At 40.8% G+C, this 23929-nt stretch carries 22 protein-coding genes and 1 other annotated feature; of the genes, 19 read left to right on the forward strand and 3 right to left on the reverse strand.

Translation table 11 applies throughout. From position 1 onward, the window contains the following. Window positions 1-14: 14 nt before the first annotated feature. From NSS92_RS17000 to NSS92_RS17040, 9 genes are all read left to right on the forward strand, one after another. Window positions 15-1529 carry a flagellar hook-associated protein 2 gene (locus NSS92_RS17000; RefSeq protein ID WP_340869471.1) on the forward strand — a complete coding sequence of 505 codons (1515 nt, stop codon included), beginning with the start codon at window positions 15-17 and terminating at the stop codon, window positions 1527-1529. Between the two features lie 17 nt (window positions 1530-1546). Then, on the forward strand, window positions 1547-1951 hold the full coding sequence (gene fliS / locus NSS92_RS17005) for a flagellar export chaperone FliS (protein WP_340869473.1): 405 nt from the start codon (window positions 1547-1549) through the stop codon (window positions 1949-1951). Then, window positions 1948-2289 carry a flagella biosynthesis regulatory protein FliT gene (gene fliT, locus NSS92_RS17010; RefSeq protein WP_046313066.1) on the forward strand — a complete coding sequence of 114 codons (342 nt, stop codon included), beginning with the start codon at window positions 1948-1950 and terminating at the stop codon, window positions 2287-2289. Before fliS ends, fliT begins: the two co-directional genes overlap by 4 nt. A 13-nt stretch (window positions 2290-2302) precedes the next feature. Then, window positions 2303-2683 (forward strand): hypothetical protein, encoded by a 381-nt coding sequence (locus NSS92_RS17015; RefSeq protein WP_039181775.1) that lies wholly within the window; start codon window positions 2303-2305, stop codon window positions 2681-2683. A gap of 33 nt (window positions 2684-2716) precedes the next feature. Further along, the gene (locus NSS92_RS17020; protein WP_340869475.1) at window positions 2717-4402 is read left to right on the forward strand and encodes a methyl-accepting chemotaxis protein; all 1686 of its coding nucleotides are present in this window, start codon (window positions 2717-2719) and stop codon (window positions 4400-4402) included. Window positions 4403-4589: 187 nt separating this feature from the next. Further along, window positions 4590-5153, forward strand: a complete 564-nt coding sequence (hpf, locus tag NSS92_RS17025) for a ribosome hibernation-promoting factor, HPF/YfiA family (protein WP_024423608.1) — start codon at window positions 4590-4592, stop codon at window positions 5151-5153. Window positions 5154-5351: 198 nt separating this feature from the next. Then, the gene (secA, locus tag NSS92_RS17030; RefSeq protein ID WP_095409666.1) at window positions 5352-7877 is read left to right on the forward strand and encodes a preprotein translocase subunit SecA; all 2526 of its coding nucleotides are present in this window, start codon (window positions 5352-5354) and stop codon (window positions 7875-7877) included. Between the two features lie 67 nt (window positions 7878-7944). Further along, a protein-coding gene (prfB, locus tag NSS92_RS17035; protein WP_098677688.1) for a peptide chain release factor 2 occupies window positions 7945-9046 on the forward strand; the annotation gives its coding sequence in 2 pieces (ribosomal slippage) (window positions 7945-8016 and window positions 8018-9046; 1101 coding nt in all). Window positions 9047-9170: 124 nt separating this feature from the next. Then, a complete protein-coding gene (locus NSS92_RS17040) occupies window positions 9171-10964 on the forward strand; it encodes a M3 family oligoendopeptidase (RefSeq protein WP_340869481.1) in 1794 nt (597 codons plus the stop codon). Between the two features lie 16 nt (window positions 10965-10980). On the opposite strand, the gene NSS92_RS17045 is transcribed toward NSS92_RS17040, so the two are convergent. After that, window positions 10981-11715 carry an alpha/beta family hydrolase gene (locus NSS92_RS17045; protein ID WP_340869483.1) on the reverse strand — a complete coding sequence of 245 codons (735 nt, stop codon included), beginning with the start codon at window positions 11713-11715 and terminating at the stop codon, window positions 10981-10983. Window positions 11716-11904: 189 nt separating this feature from the next. Here NSS92_RS17045 and NSS92_RS17050 point away from each other — a divergent pair, with 189 nt between their 5' ends. The 5 genes from NSS92_RS17050 (at window position 11905) to NSS92_RS17070 (ending at window position 16454) form a co-directional block, all read left to right on the forward strand. Next, window positions 11905-12753 (forward strand): YitT family protein, encoded by an 849-nt coding sequence (locus NSS92_RS17050; protein WP_340869486.1) that lies wholly within the window; start codon window positions 11905-11907, stop codon window positions 12751-12753. 48 nt (window positions 12754-12801) lie between these two features. Then, complete coding sequence (cccB, locus tag NSS92_RS17055; RefSeq protein WP_267586736.1) at window positions 12802-13131, forward strand: cytochrome c551; 330 nt, start codon at window positions 12802-12804, stop codon at window positions 13129-13131. A 380-nt stretch (window positions 13132-13511) separates the two neighbouring features. Then, window positions 13512-14198, forward strand: coding sequence for a cell division ATP-binding protein FtsE (ftsE, locus tag NSS92_RS17060; RefSeq protein WP_024423601.1), 687 nt, complete (start codon window positions 13512-13514; stop codon window positions 14196-14198). Beyond that, window positions 14191-15081: a permease-like cell division protein FtsX gene (ftsX, locus tag NSS92_RS17065; protein ID WP_267586735.1), complete on the forward strand. Its 891-nt coding sequence runs from the start codon at window positions 14191-14193 to the stop codon at window positions 15079-15081. The genes ftsE and ftsX overlap by 8 nt, the downstream gene beginning before the upstream one ends. Window positions 15082-15191: 110 nt before the next feature. Beyond that, window positions 15192-16454: a murein hydrolase activator EnvC family protein gene (locus tag NSS92_RS17070; protein ID WP_267586734.1), complete on the forward strand. Its 1263-nt coding sequence runs from the start codon at window positions 15192-15194 to the stop codon at window positions 16452-16454. Window positions 16455-16503: 49 nt separating this feature from the next. On the opposite strand, the gene NSS92_RS17075 is transcribed toward NSS92_RS17070, so the two are convergent. Next, window positions 16504-17244: a sulfite exporter TauE/SafE family protein gene (locus NSS92_RS17075; protein WP_024423598.1), complete on the reverse strand. Its 741-nt coding sequence runs from the start codon at window positions 17242-17244 to the stop codon at window positions 16504-16506. Window positions 17245-17397: 153 nt separating this feature from the next. Between NSS92_RS17075 and ctpB the strand changes: the two genes are divergently transcribed. From ctpB to NSS92_RS17090, 3 genes are all read left to right on the forward strand, one after another. Then, window positions 17398-18837, forward strand: a complete 1440-nt coding sequence (ctpB, locus tag NSS92_RS17080; RefSeq protein WP_340869494.1) for a carboxy-terminal processing protease CtpB — start codon at window positions 17398-17400, stop codon at window positions 18835-18837. A 343-nt stretch (window positions 18838-19180) separates the two neighbouring features. Further along, window positions 19181-19534 carry a swarming motility protein SwrAA gene (locus NSS92_RS17085; RefSeq protein ID WP_007500014.1) on the forward strand — a complete coding sequence of 118 codons (354 nt, stop codon included), beginning with the start codon at window positions 19181-19183 and terminating at the stop codon, window positions 19532-19534. Window positions 19535-19602: 68 nt separating this feature from the next. Continuing rightward, a complete protein-coding gene (locus NSS92_RS17090; RefSeq protein ID WP_267586732.1) occupies window positions 19603-20790 on the forward strand; it encodes a PDZ domain-containing protein in 1188 nt (395 codons plus the stop codon). 10 nt (window positions 20791-20800) lie between these two features. On the opposite strand, the gene NSS92_RS17095 is transcribed toward NSS92_RS17090, so the two are convergent. Continuing rightward, entirely contained in the window at window positions 20801-21166 is a 366-nt protein-coding gene (locus NSS92_RS17095) for a winged helix-turn-helix transcriptional regulator (RefSeq protein WP_267586731.1), read from the reverse strand. Between the two features lie 228 nt (window positions 21167-21394). Here NSS92_RS17095 and NSS92_RS17100 point away from each other — a divergent pair, with 228 nt between their 5' ends. After that, window positions 21395-22069: an NAD(P)H-dependent oxidoreductase gene (locus NSS92_RS17100; RefSeq protein ID WP_251215979.1), complete on the forward strand. Its 675-nt coding sequence runs from the start codon at window positions 21395-21397 to the stop codon at window positions 22067-22069. Between the two features lie 89 nt (window positions 22070-22158). Continuing rightward, window positions 22159-22384: a binding site (T-box leader), on the forward strand. A 75-nt stretch (window positions 22385-22459) separates the two neighbouring features. Then, window positions 22460-23809 (forward strand): amino acid permease, encoded by a 1350-nt coding sequence (locus NSS92_RS17105; RefSeq protein WP_267586729.1) that lies wholly within the window; start codon window positions 22460-22462, stop codon window positions 23807-23809. The last annotated feature ends 120 nt before the right edge of the window (window positions 23810-23929 follow it).

Below are 23929 nucleotides of genomic sequence, written 5' to 3' on the forward strand. Positions count from 1 at the left end.
GGAGAACATAAACAATGGTCAATCGAATTACAGGATTCTCAAATGTGTTTGATATTGATGAAATCGTCTCAAAGCTAATGAAAACCGAACAAGCACCACTGGATAAAATGACACGCCAAAAACAAACACTTGAATGGCAAAGAGACAGCTATCGCGAGGTTAACTCGAAAATCAAAGAATTAGGTGATTTGATTAATAGCTTAAGCTTAGGGTATCCAAGTACATATGGCGCCAAAAAAGTGACAAGCTCAAATGAATCTGCTGTCACAGCAACTGGATCAACTAATGCGACCTCTGGCTCTATTCATGTCACTCAGCTAGCGACAGCTTCTGTCTTCAAGTCCTCTGGTACATCTGGATTTACACCTGCAAATGGTACGTTTACGTTTGAAGTGACGACACCAGATTCAACAAAACCAAAAATGGTAACAATCAATACTTCTGATACCGATACAATTGATGACATCGTGAAAAAGCTGAACAACTCGCAATTAGGTGTGACGGCTTACAAAGGCCAAATTTTTGATGGAACTAGCTACGTGGATACGATCGCTCTTACTTCTCGGACAACGGGTGAAGGTGTCAGTATAAAAGCAGCTGATGGCAATTCGGCTTCATTCTTCACTCAATTAGGTTTTCAAGTAGATGGAGATAACAAATTGGTTGCGACCACTCAAGGACAGAAGGCGCAATACGAGATTAACGGCCTGAAAATGGAGAATAACAACAATACCTTTACACAAGCTGGTATTACGTACGAGCTTAAAGGAACAACGGATAAGCCTGTCAGCTTAAACGTTTCAACAGATGTTGATGCAATCTTTGATAAGATTAAACAATTTGTTGATAAATACAATGAGCTTGTTGAGCAAATTAATGGTAAAGTCAATGAAAAAAGAAATAGAGACTATCATCCTTTAACAGCAGAAGAGAAAAAAGCAATGTCTGATAAAGAAGTGGAACTATGGGAAACGACCGCGAAGTCTGGCTTGCTGAGAAGTGATTCTATTTTACGATCTGGAGCTTCTAAAATAAGAAGTGATTTTTATGCTGATATTACGACTAGTGATGGGAATAAAATTCACCTCACACAAATTGGAATTACTACTTCAGATAAATATAAAGATGGAGGAAAGCTTGTAATTGATGACAATAAACTAAAAGAAGCCATTGAAGCAGATCCACAGAAGATCAGTCAAATGTTCATATCAGGTAGTTTAAATGTGGATTCAAAGGATAAAGAAAAAGCGCAGCAGCAATATAAAGAACAAGGAATCATTTATCGTGTCCAAAATTCCTTATCTGCCTTCACGAAGAGCATTCAAACAAAGGCGGGAAGCACAACAATGGAATTAAAGGAATACGGACTTGGTAAGGACCTTGACTCTTTGACCAAACGAATGAGTACGTTCCAAGACCGTTTGAAGATGGTTGAAGCCCGTTACTATACGAAGTTTAACGCCATGGATAGTGCAATTCAAAAGCTAAACAACCAATCTGGCTACCTTTCTCAACTGCTTGGACAATAATTGGAGGTTTATAACATATGGCAATACAGAACCCTTATGCCGCCTATCAGAAAAATTCTATTGAGACCGCAACACCTGCCGAGTTGACGCTTATGCTTTATGAAGGCTGCTTAAAGTTCATCAGAATAGCGAAGCATGCCATTCAAAAAGAGGATGCAGAAACGAGAAACTTGAACCTGAAAAAGGCTCAAAACATCATTCAAGAATTAAATGGCACCTTAAATCGTTCCTATGACGTATCTAAGAGTATGGCAAGTATGTATGATTACATTTATCGCAGACTGATAGAAGCCAATCTTCAAAATGACGAAGAGATATTGAATGAAGTAGAAGAGTACGTAACTGATTTCCGTGATGCGTGGAAGGAAGTCATTCAAACCGATCGAAAAGGCCGTCATCACTCTATCGGGGGCTCTCTATGAGTATTGTAGACCAGCTGCATGATCAAACATTAAAAATGGCAGCCGAAATAGCGGAAAATCCGCAAAGTGACACACTGGTTGAAGACTTTGATGCCTTTTTAATTGAGAGAGACGAATTAATGAGAGATATACAGCATGAATTGACGGATCAAGAAAAAGAGAAAATCCGAGAAATCATTCAAACAGATCAACAGATGGCGAAACAATTAACGGTTATCCAAAATGGGATAAAAGCAGATATTCAAGCCATTCAAAAAAAGAAAACAAAACAGCTGAATTATCAAAATCCATACCAGCCCATAACGAGTGACGGCGTATACTACGATAAACGGAAATAAATAGGTGAGACCTGTGGCGTATCGTTCAAATGACTATATTTTATTAACCACATATTATGAACTTCTATATACGATAGAAGAGAGTCTAAAATATTTAGATGAAATTGAGAAGGATTTTGACAAAACAGAAGGGGATCGGATCTTTAATGATCTGATCCATGCCTTCTTTCATTTAGACACAACACATCCTCTTCTGCTTTCAATTATTGAAAATGAACACTTTGCCAAAACGATTCGTTCGTTTGATCAAATATTTTTAAGTTTTGATATACTAGCTTTCTATACATTCCCTTCAAATCACTTCCAATCATTCCTGAAATCATATTTTATACCTGAATATAGAAAGTGGATGGATGAAATACATGCCTGTATGAGGCCGTATGTCATTCATTAATTTTTGTCCAATTCAGACCATTCGGAGGAAATTATGAGACTAAAAAATCAATTTTTATTTGGGCTTATTGTCATATGTGTATTGTTTGTCAGTATGTTAGGATTCTCAAGCTTTCTCTATTACAAAACAGATCAATCCTATAAAGCGCTATTAAGCAAGGAAGTGAAGCTTTATCAGACCTCGCTGGAATTAGAAGCGCTTCTGCAAAAGCAGGAAGCACAGATTAAAACATATGTCGTCGTGCAAGATGCAGAAAATTTGCAGAAAATTGAGCAAACATATGAAGATATTAATAAGAAAACAGCAGAAGCTTCGAAAATGAGTACGGTCAAACAAGCAAAAAATCTATTAGATCAAATCTCAGAAAAAAATTATCTCTACTACACCTCAACAAATCGATTATTTAATTCATTAAATATGCAAAATCAAAAAGAATTCAACACCCGCCTCAGTCAAGAATTACAACCTATCGAACAAGAAATACATACCTTTACAAAAGAATTCGCTCAAAATCAGCTAAAACAACGTGATCAAAAAATCGATCAGCTCAATCAAGATAGTAATCAATTATTGCTTACACTCATTCTTGTCAGTGCAGCGATTATTGTTGGCCTTTTGGTGATTGGGGTCAGATTCGTTCATCGCATGACAAAACCAATTGTTTCTGTTACAAATGCTGCAAGAAGGATGGCAGGTGGTGACCTTACCCTTGAAGAGGTTGAAGTGACCTCTAAAAATGAGATTGGTCAACTCGGCACAGCCTTTAACCAAATGACAGCTCATTTGCGTCAGCTTATTTTGCAGGTGCAAAGCGGATCAAGACAGCTTGCTGATTCTGCTGCTCAATTTGAGGAAACCATCAGTCAAACGTTATCGGCTAGTGAGCAGACATCTAGCTCGATTGAACAGGTCAGTGAAGCTTCACGTGAACAATCAGATGCGGTCGGAAAAGTTGCATCCGCCATTCAAGAAGTGTCGACTGGCATGCAAAATGCAGCTGTACACACATCCGATGTTTCGGGTTACTCAATTTCAGTGACTGAAAAGGCTGAAGAGGGTGCTGCCCTTATTCAACAGTTTGTGAAACAAATGAGTTCTATTAAAGAGTCTGTGAATGACCACCATTCCACAATGACCCATGTACAAGCGCAGTTTACAGGCATTCAAGACCTGTTAGGTCACATCCATGCCATTGCTGACCAGACGAATTTGCTTGCTTTAAACGCAGCCATAGAAGCAGCAAGGGCGGGAGAACATGGAAGAGGCTTTGCAGTTGTAGCAGATGAAGTGAGGAAACTGGCAGAAGAATCTAGTCAGCTGACAGATCAAATTAGTCAATTACTCGAGAACGTGAACAAAGATACAGAAAAGTCATCACAATCGATGACGAAGGTTGAGCGTGATGTAGCAGAGGGTGTAAAAGTATCACAATTATCTGAACAGAGCTTCCATGAAATCTTGGAATCTATTCGTGATATCTCAATAAAAGCAGAAGAGCTGTCAGCCACTGCAGAACAAATCTCTGCTAGTACAGAGGAAATTTCTCAAACGGTTGGTGTCATTGAAGAAGGTGCCAAACGAAACTCAGAAGAGACAGAGTACATGTCTGCTGCTGTTGAAGAATCATTAGCGGCCAATGAAGAGATGAAAGCCGCTGCGGAGGATTTAAAATCCTTATCTCAATCGCTGAAAAAATCGATTTCATCTTTTACCATTTAACGAACGCTGGTCTTTTTCAAGAATCAGCCGAATATATATTCATCACCTATCAAGCAACAGTTGAAGCACCGCAAAATTCGACAAATTTCAATAAATATTCACATTTTTTTACGTTTGAGCAGGAGAAAAGGAGGGAAAAGTAGAAATAGGTTTACATATCCTTAATTTTAAAGGAGGCGTTCTTTACATGAATTACAATGTCAGAGGAGAAAACATCGATGTAACACCTGCACTAAGAGATCATGTCGAGAAAAAAATTGGAAAGCTGGAGCGTTATTTTGAAACAGATGTAGATGCTTCAGTCAACGTGAACTTGAAGTTTTACAACGATCAAGAATCTAAAGTTGAGGTTACCATTCCAATGACTGATCTAGCACTTCGAGCTGAGGTGCATAATGAGGATATGTACAATGCAGTAGACCTAGCAGCCAGTAAATTAGAACGTCAAATTAGAAAGCACAAAACAAAAGTAAATCGTAAATTCCGCGAGCAAGGTGCCAAAAAGCACTTATTTGCTGGAGGAAATGGTACGGCTGAAGTAGCAGTTCAAGATGACGAAGAGATTGATGAAACAGAAATCGTCAGACAAAAGCGTTTCAACTTAAAACCGATGGATAGTGAAGAGGCTATTCTCCAAATGAACATGTTAGGTCATAGTTTCTTCGTTTTCACAAATGCTGAGACAAATTTGACCAATGTGGTTTATCGCCGAAATGACGGTAAATATGGACTCATTGAGCCAAACGCTTAAATATCAGTTGATGCGGATTCAAAAACAACCTAAATAAAGTAAACCCGTTCCCTTCATAAGGGGCGGGTTTTTTGTGCGAAATTATGGCAAATTCTTTGGAAATGAAAGAAGGTATGGTATGATAAATGCAGGTAAATATGGACCTGTCAAACTTTTGGACATGCCGAAAAATTGCATGAAATAGAGGAGCGTTATTATATGCTTGGAATCTTAAACAAAGTGTTTGATCCTACGAAACGTACGATCAGCCGATATGAAAAAAAAGCAAATGAAATCGAAGCTCTCGCTCAAGATTTTGAAAAATTATCTGACGAGGCTTTAAGAAATAAAACGATTGAATTTAAAGAAAAACTTGAAAAAGGACAATCCGTGGATGACCTGCTGGTTGAAGCATTTGCTACGGTTCGCGAGGCATCCCGCCGCGTGACAGGAATGTACCCATTTAAGGTGCAGCTCATGGGGGGGATCGCGCTTCACGAAGGCAACATCTCTGAAATGAAAACAGGTGAAGGTAAAACGCTGACATCAACAATGCCTGTTTATTTAAATGCTCTTTCTGGAAAAGGCGTCCACATCGTGACAGTCAACGAATATTTGGCAAGCCGTGATGCGCAGGAAATGGGCAAAATTTTTGAATTTCTTGGTTTAACGGTCGGCTTAAACTTAAACAGCTTAGACAAAGATGAAAAAAGAGAAGCGTATGCCGCTGATATCACGTATTCAACAAACAATGAACTCGGCTTTGACTATTTACGAGATAACATGGTGCTTTACAAAGAGCAGATGGTTCAAAGACCACTTCATTATGCCGTGATCGATGAGGTTGACTCCATCTTAATTGACGAAGCGAGAACACCTCTTATTATTTCTGGACAAGCTGCGAAATCAACAAAACTTTACGTACAAGCCAATGCATTTGTCCGTACATTAAAAATAGAAGATGATTTCACGTATGATATTAAAACAAAAAGTGTGCAATTGACTGAAAGCGGAATGACGAAGGCGGAAAAAGCATTCGGCATCGAGAACCTGTTTGATGTCAAACATGTCGCGCTGAACCATCACATTGCTCAGGCGCTGAAGGCACATGTTGCGATGCAAAAAGACGTGGATTATGTGGTAGAAGAAGGCCAAGTAGTCATCGTTGACTCCTTCACAGGACGTTTAATGAAGGGACGCCGTTATAGCGAAGGTCTGCATCAAGCCATCGAGGCAAAAGAAGGTCTTGAAGTGCAGAACGAGAGCATGACACTAGCAACAATTACGTTCCAGAACTACTTCCGTATGTATGAAAAGTTATCGGGTATGACGGGTACAGCAAAAACGGAAGAAGAAGAATTCCGTAACATTTACAACATGCAGGTTGTGACAATCCCGACCAACCAGCCAGTCGTTCGTGATGACAGACCTGATTTAATTTACCGCACAATGGATGGTAAATTTAAAGCAGTAGCTGAGGATGTTGCGCAGCGCTATATGACAGGACAGCCAGTTCTTGTCGGAACAGTAGCAGTTGAGACATCTGAGCTTATTTCTAAGCTGCTTAAAAATAAAGGCATTCCTCATCAAGTGTTAAACGCGAAAAACCATGAGCGTGAAGCACAAATTATTGAAGAGGCTGGTCAAAAAGGTGCTGTGACCATTGCGACAAACATGGCAGGACGTGGTACGGACATCAAGCTTGGCGAAGGTGTAAAAGAACTTGGAGGTCTGGCTGTTATCGGGACAGAGCGTCATGAATCACGTCGTATTGATAACCAGCTTCGCGGACGTTCTGGCCGTCAAGGAGACCCAGGGATTACCCAATTCTATCTCTCCATGGAAGATGAATTGATGCGCCGATTTGGTGCAGAGCGGACGATGGCGATGCTTGACCGCTTTGGCATGGATGACTCTACACCAATCCAAAGTAAAATGGTGTCTAAAGCCGTTGAATCATCTCAAAAACGTGTGGAAGGGAACAACTTTGATTCCCGTAAGCAGCTTCTGCAATATGACGATGTGCTTCGTCAACAGCGTGAAGTGATCTACAAACAACGTTTTGAAGTCATCGATTCTGACAACTTAAAATCAATTGTCATCAATATGATCCAATCTTCAATTGAGCGTGCTGTGGGATCTTATACGCCAAAAGAAGAGCTGCCTGAAGAGTGGAAACTAGATGGTCTTGTTGAATTAATCAACACGAACTATTTAGACGAAGGTGCCATTACGGTCAAAGATATCTTCGGTAAAGAAGCAGATGAAATCACAACTTTCATCATGGATCGTATTAAAGAAAAGTACGATGCAAAAGAAGAAACATTTGGCGAAGAACAAATGCGTGAATTTGAAAAAGTCATCGTTCTTCGTGCGGTGGATTCGAAGTGGATGGACCATATCGATGCAATGGATCAGCTGCGTCAAGGTATTCATTTACGTGCGTATGCCCAAACGAATCCGCTTCGTGAGTACCAAATGGAAGGATTTGCGATGTTTGAGCATATGGTTGCTTCAATTGAAGATGACGTGGCCAAGTATGTCTTGAAATCAGAAATCCAAAACAACCTAGAACGTGAAGAAGTGGTTCAAGGTCAAACAACGGCTCATCAGCCACAAGAGGGCGATGAGGAGAAGACAGTGAAGAAGAAGCCGGTACGTAAAGTTGTAGACATTGGCCGAAACTCTCCATGTCACTGCGGAAGCGGCAAGAAATATAAAAATTGTCATGGGAAGACAGAATAAGTAATGGAAAGAGGTGAAAACCTCTTTCTATTCATGTCAGCCCCCATACATCTATGAGGTGAAGGATATGGAATTAGTAGAAATTAGACAAGAGCTTGAAAATATGGCTAGCAGGCTAGCTGATTTTAGGGGGTCTCTTTGACCTAGAAACAAAAGAAGCCAAAATTGCAGAGCTTGAAGCGACGATGTCAGAGGCTGATTTTTGGAATGATCAGCAAAAGGCTCAAGGCGTGATCAATGAAGCCAATGCACTGAAGGATTCTGTGAATTCCTATCATGAGCTCAGTGAATCGCATGAAGAACTGCAAATGACGCATGACTTATTAAAGGAAGATTATGACGAGGAGCTTCATGCAGAGCTTGAAAAAGAGCTGAAGAACTTAACGAAGCAGTTTAACGAATTTGAGCTGCAGCTTCTTTTAAGCGAACCTTATGATAAAAACAACGCCATTCTTGAGCTTCATCCAGGTGCAGGCGGTACTGAATCACAGGACTGGGGTTCTATGCTTCTGAGAATGTACACTCGCTGGGCAGAGCGCAGAGGCTTTAAGGTCGAAACGCTTGATTACCTTCCTGGTGATGAAGCAGGAATTAAGTCTGTGACTTTGCTCATCAAAGGCCATAACGCGTACGGTTACTTAAAAGCAGAAAAAGGTGTCCATCGTTTGGTCCGTATTTCTCCTTTTGATTCATCTGGCCGCAGACATACGTCCTTCGTTTCCTGTGATGTCATGCCGGAATTCAATGAAGAAATTGATATTGATATTCGGACAGAGGATATCAAGGTGGATACGTATCGTGCAAGCGGAGCAGGCGGGCAGCACGTCAATACGACGGACTCTGCCGTTCGTATCACACACATTCCAACCAATGTCGTCGTGACGTGCCAAACAGAAAGATCACAAATTAAAAACAGAGAACGTGCGATGAAAATGCTGAAATCGAAACTTTATCAAAAACGGATCGAAGAACAGCAGGCAGAATTGGATGAAATCAGAGGAGAGCAGAAAGAAATTGGCTGGGGAAGCCAAATCCGCTCTTATGTATTCCACCCTTATTCTCTTGTGAAAGACCATCGAACCAATACGGAGATGGGAAATGTTCAAGCGGTGATGGATGGAGATTTAGATTCATTTATCGATGCTTACCTACGTTCGAAATTATCATAAAAACTCGGCTTCTTGCCGGGTTTTTTTAATTGTGAGAAAATATAATGAATATAAAGGAATACATACGACATACTGATTCTATATCCTTTGTATGATGAAATTAGCAAATAAAGGGGGAAATATTTTGGGATTAACACCATTGCAAGAAACGTGGGATTTAAATGCCTTTTTTAAAGGAGGCAGCTCTTCACCAGAATTTAAGACATACCTGCAAAACATTCAGCAGCTATTAGATGAATTACGACAAAAGGTAGATGCCTTTTCAAAAGAAGATACACACATTGAAAGCAAATTAATGTCTGTCCTTGACACGTATGAAACTACATATAAAAAATTGTCTCAAGCAGGTTCATTTGTATCCTGTCTACAAGCTCAAAATACGAAGGATATGAAGGCAGGCAGCCTTCGAGGTATGATTGCCAAGCTGGAAGCTGATTTAGGAACCATCCTTGCACTGTTTGATCAAGCGCTTGCTGCTATCTCAGCAAACAAGTGGGAAGAACTGATCAATTCTGCAGCCTTTTCAGATGTCCGCTACATATTAAATGAGCGAAGAGAGCGTGTGAAGGATCAATTACCTGTTGAACAAGAAACGCTGATTCAAAAGCTAGCTGTAGATGGGTACCATGCGTGGGATGAGCTGTATTCCAGCTTAGTAAATAAAATCACCATTCCGTTTGAACAGCATGGTGAAACGCAGATGATCTCTGTAGGCCAAGCGGAAAATGCCATGGATGATTCAGATCGTGAAGTCAGAAAGGCTGTTTACCATAACTTAGAGCATGCATGGACGCAAGACGAACATTTATTTGCTAGTACGCTCAACCACCTCGCTGGTTTTCGTTTGCAAGTGTATGAATCAAGAGGCTGGGATCACATTTTAAAAGAACCGCTTGATATTTGCCGGATGAAACAAGAAACACTTGATACGATGTGGTCTGTGATTGATGAACATAAACAGCCATTCATTGATTATTTACACCGAAAAGCTGACATGCTTGGGGTGGAGAAGCTGAGCTGGTTCGATGTTGGGGCTCCTATCGGCAGTGAGACCAAAATCTACCCTTATCAAGAAGCAGCTGCTTTTATTGTGAAACATTTCGCTGGATTTGGAGAAGAGCTTGCTGCTTTTACAGAAAAAGCCTTTAACGAACGCTGGGTAGAAGCTGAGGATCGTCCAAACAAACGGGTAGGCGGCTTTTGTACAAATTTCCCTGACAGCGGAGAGTCACGCATTTTTATGACTTTCTCAGGAAGTCCATCCAATGTGGCGACACTAGCGCATGAGCTTGGTCATTCGTTCCATCAGGAAGTGATGCAGGATGTTCGCATTCTGAATCGCAAATACGCAATGAATGTAGCTGAAACAGCGTCGACATTCGCAGAAATGATTGTGGCTGATGCTTCATTAAAAGAAGCGGCAAATGAAGAGGAGCGTCTCAGCTTGTTAGAGGATAAGCTGCAGCGCAGTGTAGCATTCTTTATGAACATTCAATCTCGTTTCTTATTTGAACAGCGATTTTATGAAGAGCGTAAAAAAGGAGAAGTGCCGGCTGACCGGTTGAATGAACTGATGGTCGAAGCACAGAAGGAAGCATTCGGTGACTCATTAGATGAATACCATCCGCATTTCTGGGCGTCTAAGCTGCATTTCCATATCACGAATGTTCCATTTTATAATTTCCCATACACCTTTGGATACATGTTCTCGTTAGGAATTTATGCAAAAGCATTGCAGGCTGGTACATCGTTTGAAGAGAAATACATTGCATTATTAAAGGATACTGCTTCAATGACAGTAGAAGATTTAGCCAATAAGCATCTAGGCGTGGACCTTACCCAAAAAGAGTTTTGGGAAGAAGCCATTCGTTTGGCTGTAGCAGATGCTGAAGAATTTTTAGAAGCGACAAAAAAATAAAAATGAAAAGCTCCCATTATGGGAGCTTTTTTGCTGGCTTCAACCAATCAAGCATTGTCTGAATGAGATCATTTTGCTGCAATATGGCTTGAATGTCCGCAGGCTGATCACCTTTTTGTTTGCCGTACATGCCAAACTGCGCATGGTTGCCGCCTTTTATCTCATGGTAAACGGTTTGAGACGGCAGATTTGTTTTCGATTTTTTGATTTTCTCTTGTGTTGCCAGCCCATCTTTTTCACCTGAAATAGAGAGGACTTTTAGTGACGATTGTTTCAGGTCATCTGATGCTGGATAAGACGCTAGGAAAAAGAGTCCATCAAGCTTGCTCTGATTTTTTTCTGCAAACATAGAGGCAGCTGCCCCGCCAAGTGAATGTCCCCCAATATACCAGTGTTTGATCGTTTGGTGATCTTTGATGATGTCCTGCGCTTTGTTTGGATTGAAGATCGCAAAGGAAAATGGCATGTCAGGGATAAAGACAGAGTAGCCTTTTTTCATCAGCGTATCCCCGATATAGGCATACGCAAGTGGTTCCACCTTTGCCCCAGGATAGAGAATGATGCCAGTATCACTTTTTGGTGCTTCAAATGTATAAACATCGTTTGTATGTTCCACTTGCTCAATGTTCACCTGTTTTTTTAATGCTTCTGATGGTCCATATGTAAAGCGGCTCCATGTATAGAAAGCACCAAAAGCTAAGATGATCAGTGCAAGTAATGTCATACCTGTTATCTTCAGTATTTTCTTCATCGCATGCCCCTTCTTTCTCATGTACATATTAAATATACCATCATTTACTCCTATGCCAACCGGCAAGTACGCTGATCCGTCTGTGTGATAAAGTATTAATCCATTAGCACTGCATTTGGCTGTTATTTACAATCGTTTTAAGAGGGCTTAAAATAGGTGTGCATTCAGAAGTAACGGAGGAAGAAAGACATGAAGCAGGGACATTCACCATTTTGGATCGAAGTGAAAAATTATTTGTTCATTTTAATCGGATCAGCCATCGTGGCGATTGGATTTAATACGTTATTATTGCCGAATCAGATTGCAGCAGGCGGTGTGAGCGGAATTAGTACCATCATGCAGTCATTCGGCTTTGAAGCGGCGTATGTGCAATGGGGGCTTAATATTCCGCTGTTTATCGCTGGCTTTTATTTATTAGGCGGTACATTTGGAGTGAAAACACTCGTCGGCTCGATTTTTTTACCTTTCATGGTGTTTGTCACAAGACATATTGCACCTGTCACACATGAAGCGCTGCTAGCGGCTATTTTTGGCGGAGTGGTCATTGGGATCGGAATAGCGCTCGTGTTCCTTGGGAATGGATCAACGGGTGGAACGGCACTCGCTGCCAAAATCATCAATAAGTACACAGGACTCACGCTAGGCACCTGTTTAGCGATGATGGATGGCTTGATTGTTCTGGCTGCGATGACGGTCTTTGGAATCGAAGAGGGGCTGTACGCGGTCATTGGTGTGTTTATTTCTAGTAAAACGATTGATGTGGTACAGGCTGGCTTCAGTCATTCGAAAATGGCGATGATCATTACAGGGCATGAAGACGAGGTCAGACAGGCAGTTTTTGATCAAATTGACCGCGGTGTGACGAAGATCTCTGCAGTCGGAGGATATACCGATCATGACCGACCGATTTTGATGTGTGTCGTTGGGCAGTCACAATTCACAAAGTTGAAACAAGTGGTAAAAGCAATCGATGCATCAGCATTTGTCATTGTGATGGATGCAAAAGAGGTGCTTGGTGAGGGTTTTAAAAGGGCGTAAACAAGGATATAATAGCGTTGACCAAATGATTGTAAGGGAGGGAAATAGATGAAAAAAGGCGGATTAACGATGCTATTTGCAGCGATGCTTCTTGTTCTCGCGGCTTGTGGAGGAAATTCAAGCAGCAGTGACAAAGAAGGCAGCAAAAGTGCATCATCTGTGAGCAGTGGTGAGGAGATCTATCAGCAAAACTGTATTGGCTGTCATGGGAAAGACCTATCTGGCGGAGGCGGACCAAGCCTGAAAGAAGTAGGGAAGAAATATAATGAAAGCCAAATCGCAGATATTGCGCAAAACGGTAAAGGCTCTATGCCAAGCGGAATGGTAGATGAGAAGCAAGCAAAAGAAGTAGCGAAATGGCTTGCAGAGAAAAAATAAAACCTTTGTCTAATCGACAAGGTTTTTTTGTTTTTATATGTAGAAAAAGACTTTTAGATAGTATGAAAACGCATTATATTAAATTTTATTTAAAAAATAAGGGTATAAAGGCACGTTTTTCGGTTTTGATTGTTCTATTTACCTTTTATTTATAAGTTTTGAAATATAAATGTAATACCATTGCGTCGATTCATGACGTATAATTGGAGTTGTTGAAAATTAGACGATTCAATTTTTTCATCTTATTGGATGAAAAGGACATAAATTGTTAGTAAGTATCGAAGGGTATGTGCGTGACCATACATAAGTTTTTTGACGAGAAGTGTCAAAACATCATGATAAGCTGTTAGTCAGCGAATAAGAAAAGATTAGGTGATTACATGATTCAAATGAAGGAAGTCTACAAGATCTATCCTAATGGCGTAAAGGCGATCAATGGAATCAATGTCTCTATCCATCCAGGAGAGTTTGTGTATGTTGTTGGTCCCAGTGGTGCTGGTAAATCCACTTTCATCAAAATGATGTATCGTGAAGAGAAGCCAACCAAAGGGCAAATCTTAATTAATAACAAAGATTTAGGCTCAATGAAGGAAAAAGAAATTCCTTACGTAAGAAGAGAAATTGGCGTAGTATTCCAAGATTTCAAGCTGCTTCCAACTCTTACTGTGTTTGAGAACGTAGCATTTGCTCTTGAAGTGATTGGTGAACAGCCTCATATCATTAAGAAAAAAGTGCTTGATGTTCTCGATCTGGTCCAGCTGAAGCACAGAGCGCGCCAATTTCCTGATCAGCTGTCTGGCGGTGAACAGCAGCGTGTATCTATCGCTCGCTCGATCGTCAATAGTCCTGAGGTCGTCATTGCAGATGAGCCGACAGGAAACCTTGATCCAGACACTTCTTGGGAAATCATGAAGACGCTCGAAGAAATTAATAACCGCGGAACAACAGTGGTTATGGCGACACACAACAAAGAAATTGTAAACACCATGAAGAAACGCGTCATCGCAATCGAAGATGGAATGATTGTGCGTGACGAAGCAAGAGGGGAGTACGGAATTTATGATTAAAACTCTCTCGCGGCATTTACGTGAGAGCTTCCGTTCACTAGGAAGAAACACGTGGATGACTTTTGCATCAATTAGTGCGGTTACTGTCACATTGATTTTAGTTGGGGTTTTCCTTGTGATTATGCTCAACTTGAATAACATGGCATCGAACGCTGAAAAAGAAGTAGAAGTAAAAGTATTAATCGAATTAACGGCGAATCAAAAGCAGCAGGATGAATTAAAAGCAGAAATTGAAAAGATTCCTGAAATCAGTAATGTGAAGTACTCATCTAAGGATGACGAACTGAAAGCACTGATTAAAAGCTTTGGAGAAAATGGACAATCCATGGGACTTGTTGATCAAGAAAATCCATTAAACGATGTGTTTATTGTGAAAACAACAGATCCTCACGATACACCAAAAGTAGCGAAGAAATTAGAAAACTTAAAGGGTACATATAAAGTAACCTATGGGAAAGAAGAGGTCAGCCGACTCTTTAATGTAGTCGGAGTAGCGCGTAATGTCGGCATTGTGCTCATTATTGGGCTGTTATTTACAGCTATGTTCTTAATCTCCAATACGATCAAAATTACGATTTTTGCTAGACGTAAAGAAATTGAGATTATGAAGCTCGTAGGTGCAACGAACTGGTTTATCCGCTGGCCATTCTTCATTGAAGGATTATTGCTTGGTGTATTTGGTTCCATTATACCTATTGCTCTATTGCTTGGCACGTATCAATATGCAGTGGGCTGGATCGCACCGAGAGTACAAGGCTCATTTATTTCAATGCTTCCATACAACCCGTTTGTCTATCAAGTATCACTGATCCTGCTAGTGATCGGTGCAATCATTGGTGTATGGGGAAGCTTAACGTCTATCCGTAAATTCTTAAAAGTATAAATATATTTTGATGGCAGCATTCGAGAATTCTATAGAAGATGTGACCGGTTGATCCAATTCATCCGGTCGGCTCTTCATGTCGACAGTTGTCATGGGAGGGGAATATCGTTTTGAAAAGAAAGCTGATGATGGCTGGAATGGCAGCGTTTATTGGAACAACGTGGCTATACATTCCAGGGAACGAGAATCGTGCATTCGCATACGAAGACCTAGATCAAAAACGTCAACAAATCGAAGAGAAAACATCGAAGACTGAATCAAGCTTGAAGAAGAAGAAGTCAGAGCTGGCAAAGCTTGAAAAGAAAGAATCAAAGCTAAAGAAAGAAATTGAACAAATTGACCAAAAGGTAAGTACTGCAACTGAAAAAGTCGCTGAAAAAGAGAAAGAAGTTAAAAAAACGAAGCAAGAGATCAAGAAGCTAAAAGAAGACATTCAAGTCATCAATGAGCGAATTGAAAAAAGAAAAGCCATTTTCAAAGACCGAATTCGTTCTATGCAAAAAAGCGGCGGTACGATCAACTATTTAGATGTGCTGCTAGGTGCTCGCAGCTTTAGTGATTTTGTCGGTCGTGTTGGGGCTGTCACAACCATTGTCGAAGCAGACAAAGACATGATTACAGAACATGAAAATGATTTAAAGCTGGTGGAGCAAAAAGAAGCAGAGCTAAATAATCAGCTAAGTGGACTTGAAACATCTCTGAAAGAGCTAGAAGCACTGAAAAAAGATTTATCTAAGAAGCACAAAGAAAAAGAAAACATTTTAGGTGATGTGACAGATAAAAAAAATCATGCACATGATGAACTAGGAAAGCTTGAGAATGAACAAGAAATCCTAGCGAATCAAAAAGCGGCTGTGAAGTCTGAGGAAGCACACCGACAAAAGGAAGAAGCGAAGAAAGCAAAACAAGCAGCTGAAAAAAATGCACCTGCATCTCACAGCGGCGGCTCAGATCAAGTATCTGATACACCAGCAAGCAGCTCAGGCTTTATTAAACCAGCTGCTGGCCGATTCTCATCAGGCTTTGGCGGACGTTCTGGCGGAAACCACTTCGGATTAGATATTGCAGCAAAGGGCACAGTTCCTGTCTATGCAGCAGCATCTGGAACAGTCACGAACTCAAGCTACTCATCGAGCTACGGAAATGTTGTGTTCATTACGCACAATATCAATGGACAGACCTATCAAACCGTATATGCCCACCTGTCTACAAGAAGTGTGTCAACAGGACAGAGAGTCGAACAAGGACAATTCCTTGGCTATATGGGAAATACCGGCCAATCGCATGGTCAGCATCTTCACTTTGAAATTCATAAAGGATTATGGAATGGTGCAAAATCAAATGCAGTCAATCCAGCGCAATATATCCGCTAATCAAAAAGCCGATAACATGATGTTATCGGCTTTTTTGGTCTAGATAGAATTAAAATAGCAGCAGTAATCCGGCAATAATAGGTGTTAACAGAACAGCTGATTTCAATAAGAGCTTTGGTGCAAGGCGTGTGAATTTCGCGCCGATAAATGCGCCTAATACGGTCCCTATTAAAATTTGGATCAGCAAGATAAAATCAACATAGCCCTCTGAAATATATCCAATTCCACCGCCGATGGAAATCGGAATAATGACAAGCATTGTCGTGCCAACCGCTTGCCTAATCGACAGCTTCAGTAAAATCAAAAGTCCTACCTGAATAAATGGCGCAGACCCGATACCAAACATGCCTGACAGCATCCCTGACACAAGGCCTAAAATAATGCCTCTTGTCATTAACTGACGTGAAGAAAGCGGCTGCTGTTCAGCCTCTTCATTAAGAACAAATAGTTTGATCATCATAAAAACAGCGGATAAAAAAAGCATCCCTGCTGTTAAATAGTGCAGACTCTCTTCTGGAATAAAAGGAGCAACCTTAGCCCCAGCAAAAGAAGCAATACAAGCCAGAGCTCCGACAATTAAACCAGATTTCAGCTGAATGTTCCCTTCCCGGTAGTGGCTGTATGCACCTGATAGTGTCGTAAATGCCATGGCGGCTAATGACGTCCCGAGTGCTGTATGGATAGGGATATCAAAAATTAACGTAAGCAATGCGATGACAAATCCTGCCCCGCCTGCTCCTACAAAACCTAATAAAATTCCTAATAAAAGCATCGTCAAGATAATATACATAGCGAAGACTCCTTCTCAATCATAACAAAATAAAAATTACACCTAATAAAATGATTCGTCAAGCCTTCACGGGAGAATGTCTTTACATGAAATCCCTTCTTCTGGCATATAATAACTCAGGTCATCAGGAAGAGTTGAAGAAGGAGGCCAAATATGAAAAAACAAATCGCATCTATTATAGCAAGTGTCGTTCTCTTAATAAGTGCAGGTGTGATGACTCATAAAGAGGGGGAGTCACCGCAAGCAGCCGCTGCAATAGCTGGACAAGCTCAATCAAGTGATAAGGCGAAAGAGAATGGGATGGAAAAGATCGAGAAAGCCTATGACCTTATTTCGAATGAATATGTAGAGGAAGTGGATCGGCAAAAGCTGCTAGAAGGCGCGATCCAAGGAATGCTTTCGACGTTAAATGATCCGTATTCAGTATACATGGACAAGCAAACCGCAAAGCAATTTTCTGATTCGCTTGATTCTTCCTTTGAAGGGATTGGGGCAGAAGTAGGGATGGATGAAGGAAAGATCATTATCGTCTCCGCCTTTAAAAAATCCCCTGCGGCAAAAGCAGGTCTAAAGCCGAAAGATGAAGTCATAAGTATTGACGGTGAGCCAATGAAAGAAAAAAGCTTAAACGATGCTGTGCTGAAAATAAGAGGAAAAAAAGGAACGTCTGTCGCCTTAACAATTAAACGAAACGGGATTGAAAAAGAGTTAACGTTCCATATCAAACGAGAAGAAATCCCGCTTGAAACAGTGACTTCCTCTGTAAAAGAGGTAAATGGTCATAAAACAGGCTATATTGCGATCTCCAGCTTCTCTGAAGATACGGCGAAGGATTTCACATCAAGTCTGAAACAGCTTGAGAAAAAGGGCATAGAAGGCCTTGTACTGGATGTGAGAGGAAACCCTGGCGGCTATCTGCAAAGTGTGGAAGATATTTTGAAGCATTTTATTACGAAGGATCAGCCCTATATTCAAATCGCAGAACGGAATGGCGACCGGAAGCGATATTTTTCAAAACTGAAAGAACAAAAGCCTTATCCAGTCAACGTCTTAATTGATAAAGGGAGTGCTTCCGCTTCTGAAATACTTGCTGGAGCCATGAAAGAAGCTGGAAAGTATGAAGTCGTCGGTGATGTCTCCTTTGGAAAAGGTACTGTGCAGCAGGCGGTTCCGATGGGAGATGGAAGTAATATTAAATTAACACTGTATAAATGGCTCACGCCAAAAGGCAATTGGATTCACAAAAAAGGCGTCGTACCGACAATTGCGATTCATCAGCCAGATTACTTTACCGCAGGTCCGCTTCAGCTCAAAGAACCGCTTCAGCTTGATATGAACAATGAAGAAGTAAGACAAGCGCAGACGCTGTTAAAGGGGTTGTCATTTGACCCTGGCAGAGTAGATGGATACTTTGATGAAGAAACGAAAAAGGCCGTACTTGCCTTCCAAAGCACATACAATCTCAATAAATCAGGTGTCATTGATTTGAAAACAGCGAAAATGATGAACAAAATGGTGGATGAAGTAAAATCTTACGAAAAAAATGACCTTCAATTGCAGACTGCACTAAAAGCACTATATCTTAAAAAATAAAGAGGCGAATAATAGCCTCTTTTTTTGGTTCATAAGTGTCATGAACATGTAATAATTTATGCTTAAAAATAAATTATATCGAGAAATATATTCATTTATTTTACAAAAAACATAACATTCCTTCAATTTTACCCGATAACATATGTATATAAGAGACTTTCTGTTGATTTAAACATGTCATGAAAATGAAACTTTTGAAAGTTGTATGTTACATAAATAATTCTTACAATAAAAAGTAGCACTCATTTTAAATATTTTATTTTTTGCGGATATTCAGCTTGAGCATTAAGCTGTACCGAGGTTTGCGCTTTTCTTAAAAGAACTAGTAAATGGGGGTACACAATTGAAAAGGGCAAGTATTGTGAGAGAGAAAAAATATTACGAGTTGGTAGAGGAACTTAAGAGTCGTACGAAAGATGTGACGTTTTCCGCTACAAAGGCATTAAGTCTGCTCATGCTGTTAAGCAGGTACTTGGTCAATTACACAACGGTAGAATCAGTCGACGAAATCGATGAAGACTGTGCTGAGATATACTTCAATTATTTAATGGATAATCATAAGAGACTTGGTATAAACTTAACCGACATCAAGAGGTCGATGCAGCTGCTCGGCGGCATACTAGATGTAGATGTCAATCACTACTTAAAAGATTTTTCACTGTCGAATGTCACACTTTGGATGAATCAGGAGAAATAAACCTGATGTCAAGCATCGATTTATTTGATAGAATAAGAGAAAATGCTTGACTTGGGCGGTGAACGATAATGAGCTCGGAGTGGATGGGAGCCGGATTAAAAGCGGTCGGTCTGTTTTTAATCCATCCTCTTTTTTATTTCATGATATTAATCAGCCTATTGCATGGCTACATCCGCGTAAAGCGGGAGAGAAAAGCGTTTCAAACAAGAATAGAAGATGTATACGATGAACTTAAATTTACATATTCAAAGGGATGGATTCTAGGGATTTGCCTATCTGTCATTTCAGTAGGCTTAGGGATTGCCCTCCCCCCTGGATTCATCGTGCTGATTGCAGCGATGACCATCGTTTTCTCTTTATTCTTTAAGGCGAGTGCGCTTTCGTCTGCATACACACTCGGTTTCAGTTTTATTGCGGCACTTGGACTGATGCAATTCCAAGTGAGTCATTCTTGGCTGCCGCAGCTCTCAATGATGAATGCATCAGCCGTTGTCATTCTGCTAGGACTTCTATTAATGACCGAGGGAATTCTAGCCTATCGAACGGCGCATTTACGTACATCGCCTGCTATGGTGATGAGTGCGAGAGGACTATTAATTGGTCAGCAGCGGGCAAACCGTCTGTGGCTTTTACCGCTTGTTTTGCTGATGCCGGCAGGTGAATTCACTTCTTCTCTGCCATGGTGGCCGGTGCTTCAAGTGCATGATCAAAGCTTTTCATTTATTTTGATTCCATATATCATCGGATTTGGTCAGAGAATTCAAGGCTCACTGCCAATTGTTAGTATTCAAATTACGGCACGGCGTATTCTCATGCTAGGTCTCGCTGTCGCTTTATTAGGCGCTGCAAGTATTTGGTTTGAACCGATTGCTTGGGGAGCTGTATTGATTGCGGTGATAGGAAGAGCCTTTCTCTCATGGAAGCAGAGGGTCAATGACAATGCTGCCCCATTCTACTTCTCTAAACGTAATCAAGGGCTGATGGTGCTGGGAATTATTCCAAATACACCAGCGGCTGATTTAAAGCTTGAGATTGGAGAAGTTATCACAAAGGTGAATGGAATTGAAGTCAAAACCGTTTCGGAATTTTATGAAGCTCTTCAAACCAATCGTGCTCTAACAAAGCTCGAGATCATTGGCTTAAATGGTCAGACAAGATTTGAGAAACGTGCTTCTTACGAAGGGGAGCATCATCAGCTTGGCATCTTGTTTGTGAAGGATGATCCACAGCAAGAGCCAACGGCAATTTCATCTTAAAAAAAAGCTGCTAGAGATGGCAGCTTTTTTCTTTTGGGCGCGCTTCTTTCCCGTAGAATTCGCCCCATTCACGCATGGCGAAGATGATAGGCTTTAATGTATTTCCAAGAGAAGTGAGTGAATATTCGACACGAGGGGGGACCTCCTCATAAACTTCTCTATGAACAACGCCGTCCTGTTCAAGCTCACGCAATTGCAGTGTGAGGACACGCTGAGAAATTCTTGGCAGCAGCCGGCGCAATTCATTGTAGCGTTTTGGACCGCAAGTCAAATGATAAAGGATCACCCCTTTCCATTTCCCTCCGATGACACTTGTCGTCACTGAAACGGGACAGCCATGATTGACAATACTGACTGGATTGGATGGTGCACTCATCTTAACACTCCTTTCTAAGACAAATTTGGTGATACACGAACAAGATGGTAACTAACGAACAAAAATGTGCGTACTTGAATCACTCGAAGCTTTTCTTATACCATATAGATATCACATCACACATTCGGGCTGTTTGTTTTCTTATCATAACAATTTCTATATGGGAATGGAAAGAAATTGGATTGATGAAACAAACGCCCTAATTGGTCAATAGAAAGGATGAACACAATGCGAGACAAAGAGCAATTAAAAAAAGAAATCATTGAGGCGTATGAGTTCCGCCATGCGACAAAAGAGTTCGACCCAACGAAAAAAATATCAGAGGATGATTTTGCGTTCATTTTAGAAACAGGAAGACTTTCCCCAAGCTCTGTAGGGTTTGAGCCTTGGAAGTTCCTCGTTGTTCAAAATGAAGCATTTAGAGAAAAATTAAAAGAGTATACATGGGGAGCGCAAAAGCAGCTTCCAACTGCCAGTCATTTTGTGATCATCTTGGCAAGAACAGACGCCCGTTATGATTCAGCATATGCAGAATACATCAACAAGCAAATCAAAGGAATGACAGACGAAACGTTCGAGATGGTGAAGGGACGCTACCAAGAATTCCAAGAGAATGACCTTCATTTGTTGGAAAATGAACGTACGCTCTTTGATTGGGCTTCAAAACAAACGTATATTGCCCTCGGAAACATGATGACAGCCGCTGCACAAATTGGCATTGATTCATGCCCAGTCGAGGGGTTCAGCTACGATGAGATTCATCGTATTCTAGATGAAGAAGGGCTGCTTGAGGATGGCCAGTATGACATTTCTGTTATGGCAGCCTTTGGTTATCGTGTGACTGAGCCGAAGCGCGGCAAAACGCGCCGTCCGATGGATGAAGTAGCTGTTTGGATTCGTTAAAAGAGAATGTCTGAAAAAGGATGTTGACAATTGCGTGGTTAGTCAGTATATTTAAAAAATAAAATCTTTGATGAATATACAAATTGACTATAAACGCTTTGACTTGAGAATAGTAGATGAACATCCGTTTTTTTAAGAGAGCTGCGGGGTGGTGCAACGCAGTAAAACGAATCATTGAACTCGCTCAAAGAGCGGTAAGACTGAATGAATAGTAAGTCTTTACGTGTGACCTCCGTTAACGGGTTTTAAGTTGGATTCAGCTATGGCTGAATCAATTAGAGTGGTAACGCGGTTGCAAGGTCAGTCGTCTCTTCAAGGAGATGACTGGCCTTTTTATATGCTTTTATCCAATATTTGTCTGAAGATTGAAATTTAAAGGAGCTATAGAAAATGGAAAAGGAACATGTGCATTTAAAACGAACGATGACGTCAAGGCATATTATGATGCTCGCACTTGGCGGTGCAATTGGTGCTGGTCTGTTTAAAGGAAGCAGCTCTGCTATTGATATCGCAGGTCCTGCTGTCATTTTGGCATATATGATTGGTGGTCTTATTTTATTATTTATTATGCAAGGACTTGCCGAAATGACGGTTGCACGACCTGGCGCAAGAACATTCCGTGATTTAATTGAACCTGTCTTAGGCAAATATCCTGCTTATTTCTTAGACTGGATATACTGGAAAATGTGGGTGCTGAACATTGCAGCAGAAGCGATTGTATCTGCGATCTTTATTCAGTACTGGTTCCCACATGTGCCAATTTGGACACTTGTGTTAATCATTTCACTTGTTGTGACATTGATCAATGTTTGTTCCGTTAAAATGTTTGCTGAGACGGAGTACTGGTTAGCTTCTATTAAAATTGCTGTCATTATTTTATTTATTATCATTGGGTTAACAATGCTGTTTGTCTCATTTGGTCAGCATGCAGCACCTGGATTATCCAACTTAACCGACCACGGAGGATTTTTCCCGAATGGAACGGGCGGCTTAATTGCGGCCATGCTTGTTGTGGTGTATTCATATGGCGGGACTGAAATGATTGGGGTTACATTAGCAGAAACAAAAAACCCTGAAAAAGTCATCCCAAAGGCCATTCAAAGTACATTTGTACGAATCATTGGTTTCTATGTACTGCCGTTCTTCATCATCGTCAGCTTGATTCCTTGGAATCAAGTAAACAATGAGCAAGTGAGTCCATTCGTCACCGTGTTTGCAACGATTGGCGTGCCATACGCAAGTGACATCATGAACGGTATCATTTTACTAGCGATCTTGTCTTCTATGAACTCTGGACTGTACGCATCCTCAAGGGTACTTTATACGCAAGCGATGGATGGACGTGTATGGAAGGGCTTCTCAAAGCTATCAAAACAGCAGGTGCCTGTCAGAGCGATCCTAGTGTGTACATCTACATTGTATGCCGCTGTGTTGATTTCTCTTTTTGTAGGAAGTCAAACCTTTAATTATTTAATGGGATCTTTAAGCTATACGGTCTTATTCATCTGGTTTATTATTGCTGTCGGGCATTTAAAATCTCGAAGTGTAGTAGAACCAGGAGGATATCGTGTGAAGCTGTATCCTTTCACAACATGGTTTTCTGTGATTGCGATCATTGCCATTTTTATCGGTGTTGTGTCAACAACTCCAATTGCCCAAACGATGGTCACAATGGGCATTTATCTGATTATTACTCTTTCTTTCTTCATCAACAGAAAGCGGTTTGAAACAGCTGTTTGATTTAAAAGCGTGCAGGACGTTCTCAAGAGTCTTGCACGCTTTTTTTGTGACAGTATTTCGTGAACTGAAGCATTCAGCTATCCATTTTGAAAAATAGAATATGTGATGAAAAAGGGATTA

Origin of the sequence: Bacillus sp. FSL M8-0166 (genome assembly GCF_038008825.1) — a bacterium.
Taxonomy (GTDB): domain Bacteria; phylum Bacillota; class Bacilli; order Bacillales; family Bacillaceae; genus Bacillus; species Bacillus safensis.

Bases quoted from the DNA above. Each gene is read 5' to 3' on its own strand.
- NSS92_RS17000 (WP_340869471.1), top strand. From the start codon at position 15: ATGGTCAATCGAATTACAGGATTCTCAAATGTGTTTGATATTGATGAA.
- fliS (WP_340869473.1), top strand. From the start codon at position 1,547: ATGGCAATACAGAACCCTTATGCCGCCTATCAGAAAAATTCTATTGAG.
- fliT (WP_046313066.1), top strand. From the start codon at position 1,948: ATGAGTATTGTAGACCAGCTGCATGATCAAACATTAAAAATGGCAGCC.
- NSS92_RS17020 (WP_340869475.1), top strand. From the start codon at position 2,717: ATGAGACTAAAAAATCAATTTTTATTTGGGCTTATTGTCATATGTGTA.
- hpf (WP_024423608.1), top strand. From the start codon at position 4,590: ATGAATTACAATGTCAGAGGAGAAAACATCGATGTAACACCTGCACTA.
- secA (WP_095409666.1), top strand. From the start codon at position 5,352: ATGCTTGGAATCTTAAACAAAGTGTTTGATCCTACGAAACGTACGATC.
- NSS92_RS17045 (WP_340869483.1), bottom strand. From the start codon at position 11,715: ATGAAGAAAATACTGAAGATAACAGGTATGACATTACTTGCACTGATC.
- NSS92_RS17050 (WP_340869486.1), top strand. From the start codon at position 11,905: ATGAAGCAGGGACATTCACCATTTTGGATCGAAGTGAAAAATTATTTG.
- cccB (WP_267586736.1), top strand. From the start codon at position 12,802: ATGAAAAAAGGCGGATTAACGATGCTATTTGCAGCGATGCTTCTTGTT.
- ftsE (WP_024423601.1), top strand. From the start codon at position 13,512: ATGATTCAAATGAAGGAAGTCTACAAGATCTATCCTAATGGCGTAAAG.
- ftsX (WP_267586735.1), top strand. From the start codon at position 14,191: ATGATTAAAACTCTCTCGCGGCATTTACGTGAGAGCTTCCGTTCACTA.
- NSS92_RS17075 (WP_024423598.1), bottom strand. From the start codon at position 17,244: ATGTATATTATCTTGACGATGCTTTTATTAGGAATTTTATTAGGTTTT.
- ctpB (WP_340869494.1), top strand. From the start codon at position 17,398: ATGAAAAAACAAATCGCATCTATTATAGCAAGTGTCGTTCTCTTAATA.
- NSS92_RS17090 (WP_267586732.1), top strand. From the start codon at position 19,603: ATGAGCTCGGAGTGGATGGGAGCCGGATTAAAAGCGGTCGGTCTGTTT.
- NSS92_RS17095 (WP_267586731.1), bottom strand. From the start codon at position 21,166: ATGAGTGCACCATCCAATCCAGTCAGTATTGTCAATCATGGCTGTCCC.
- NSS92_RS17100 (WP_251215979.1), top strand. From the start codon at position 21,395: ATGCGAGACAAAGAGCAATTAAAAAAAGAAATCATTGAGGCGTATGAG.
- NSS92_RS17105 (WP_267586729.1), top strand. From the start codon at position 22,460: ATGGAAAAGGAACATGTGCATTTAAAACGAACGATGACGTCAAGGCAT.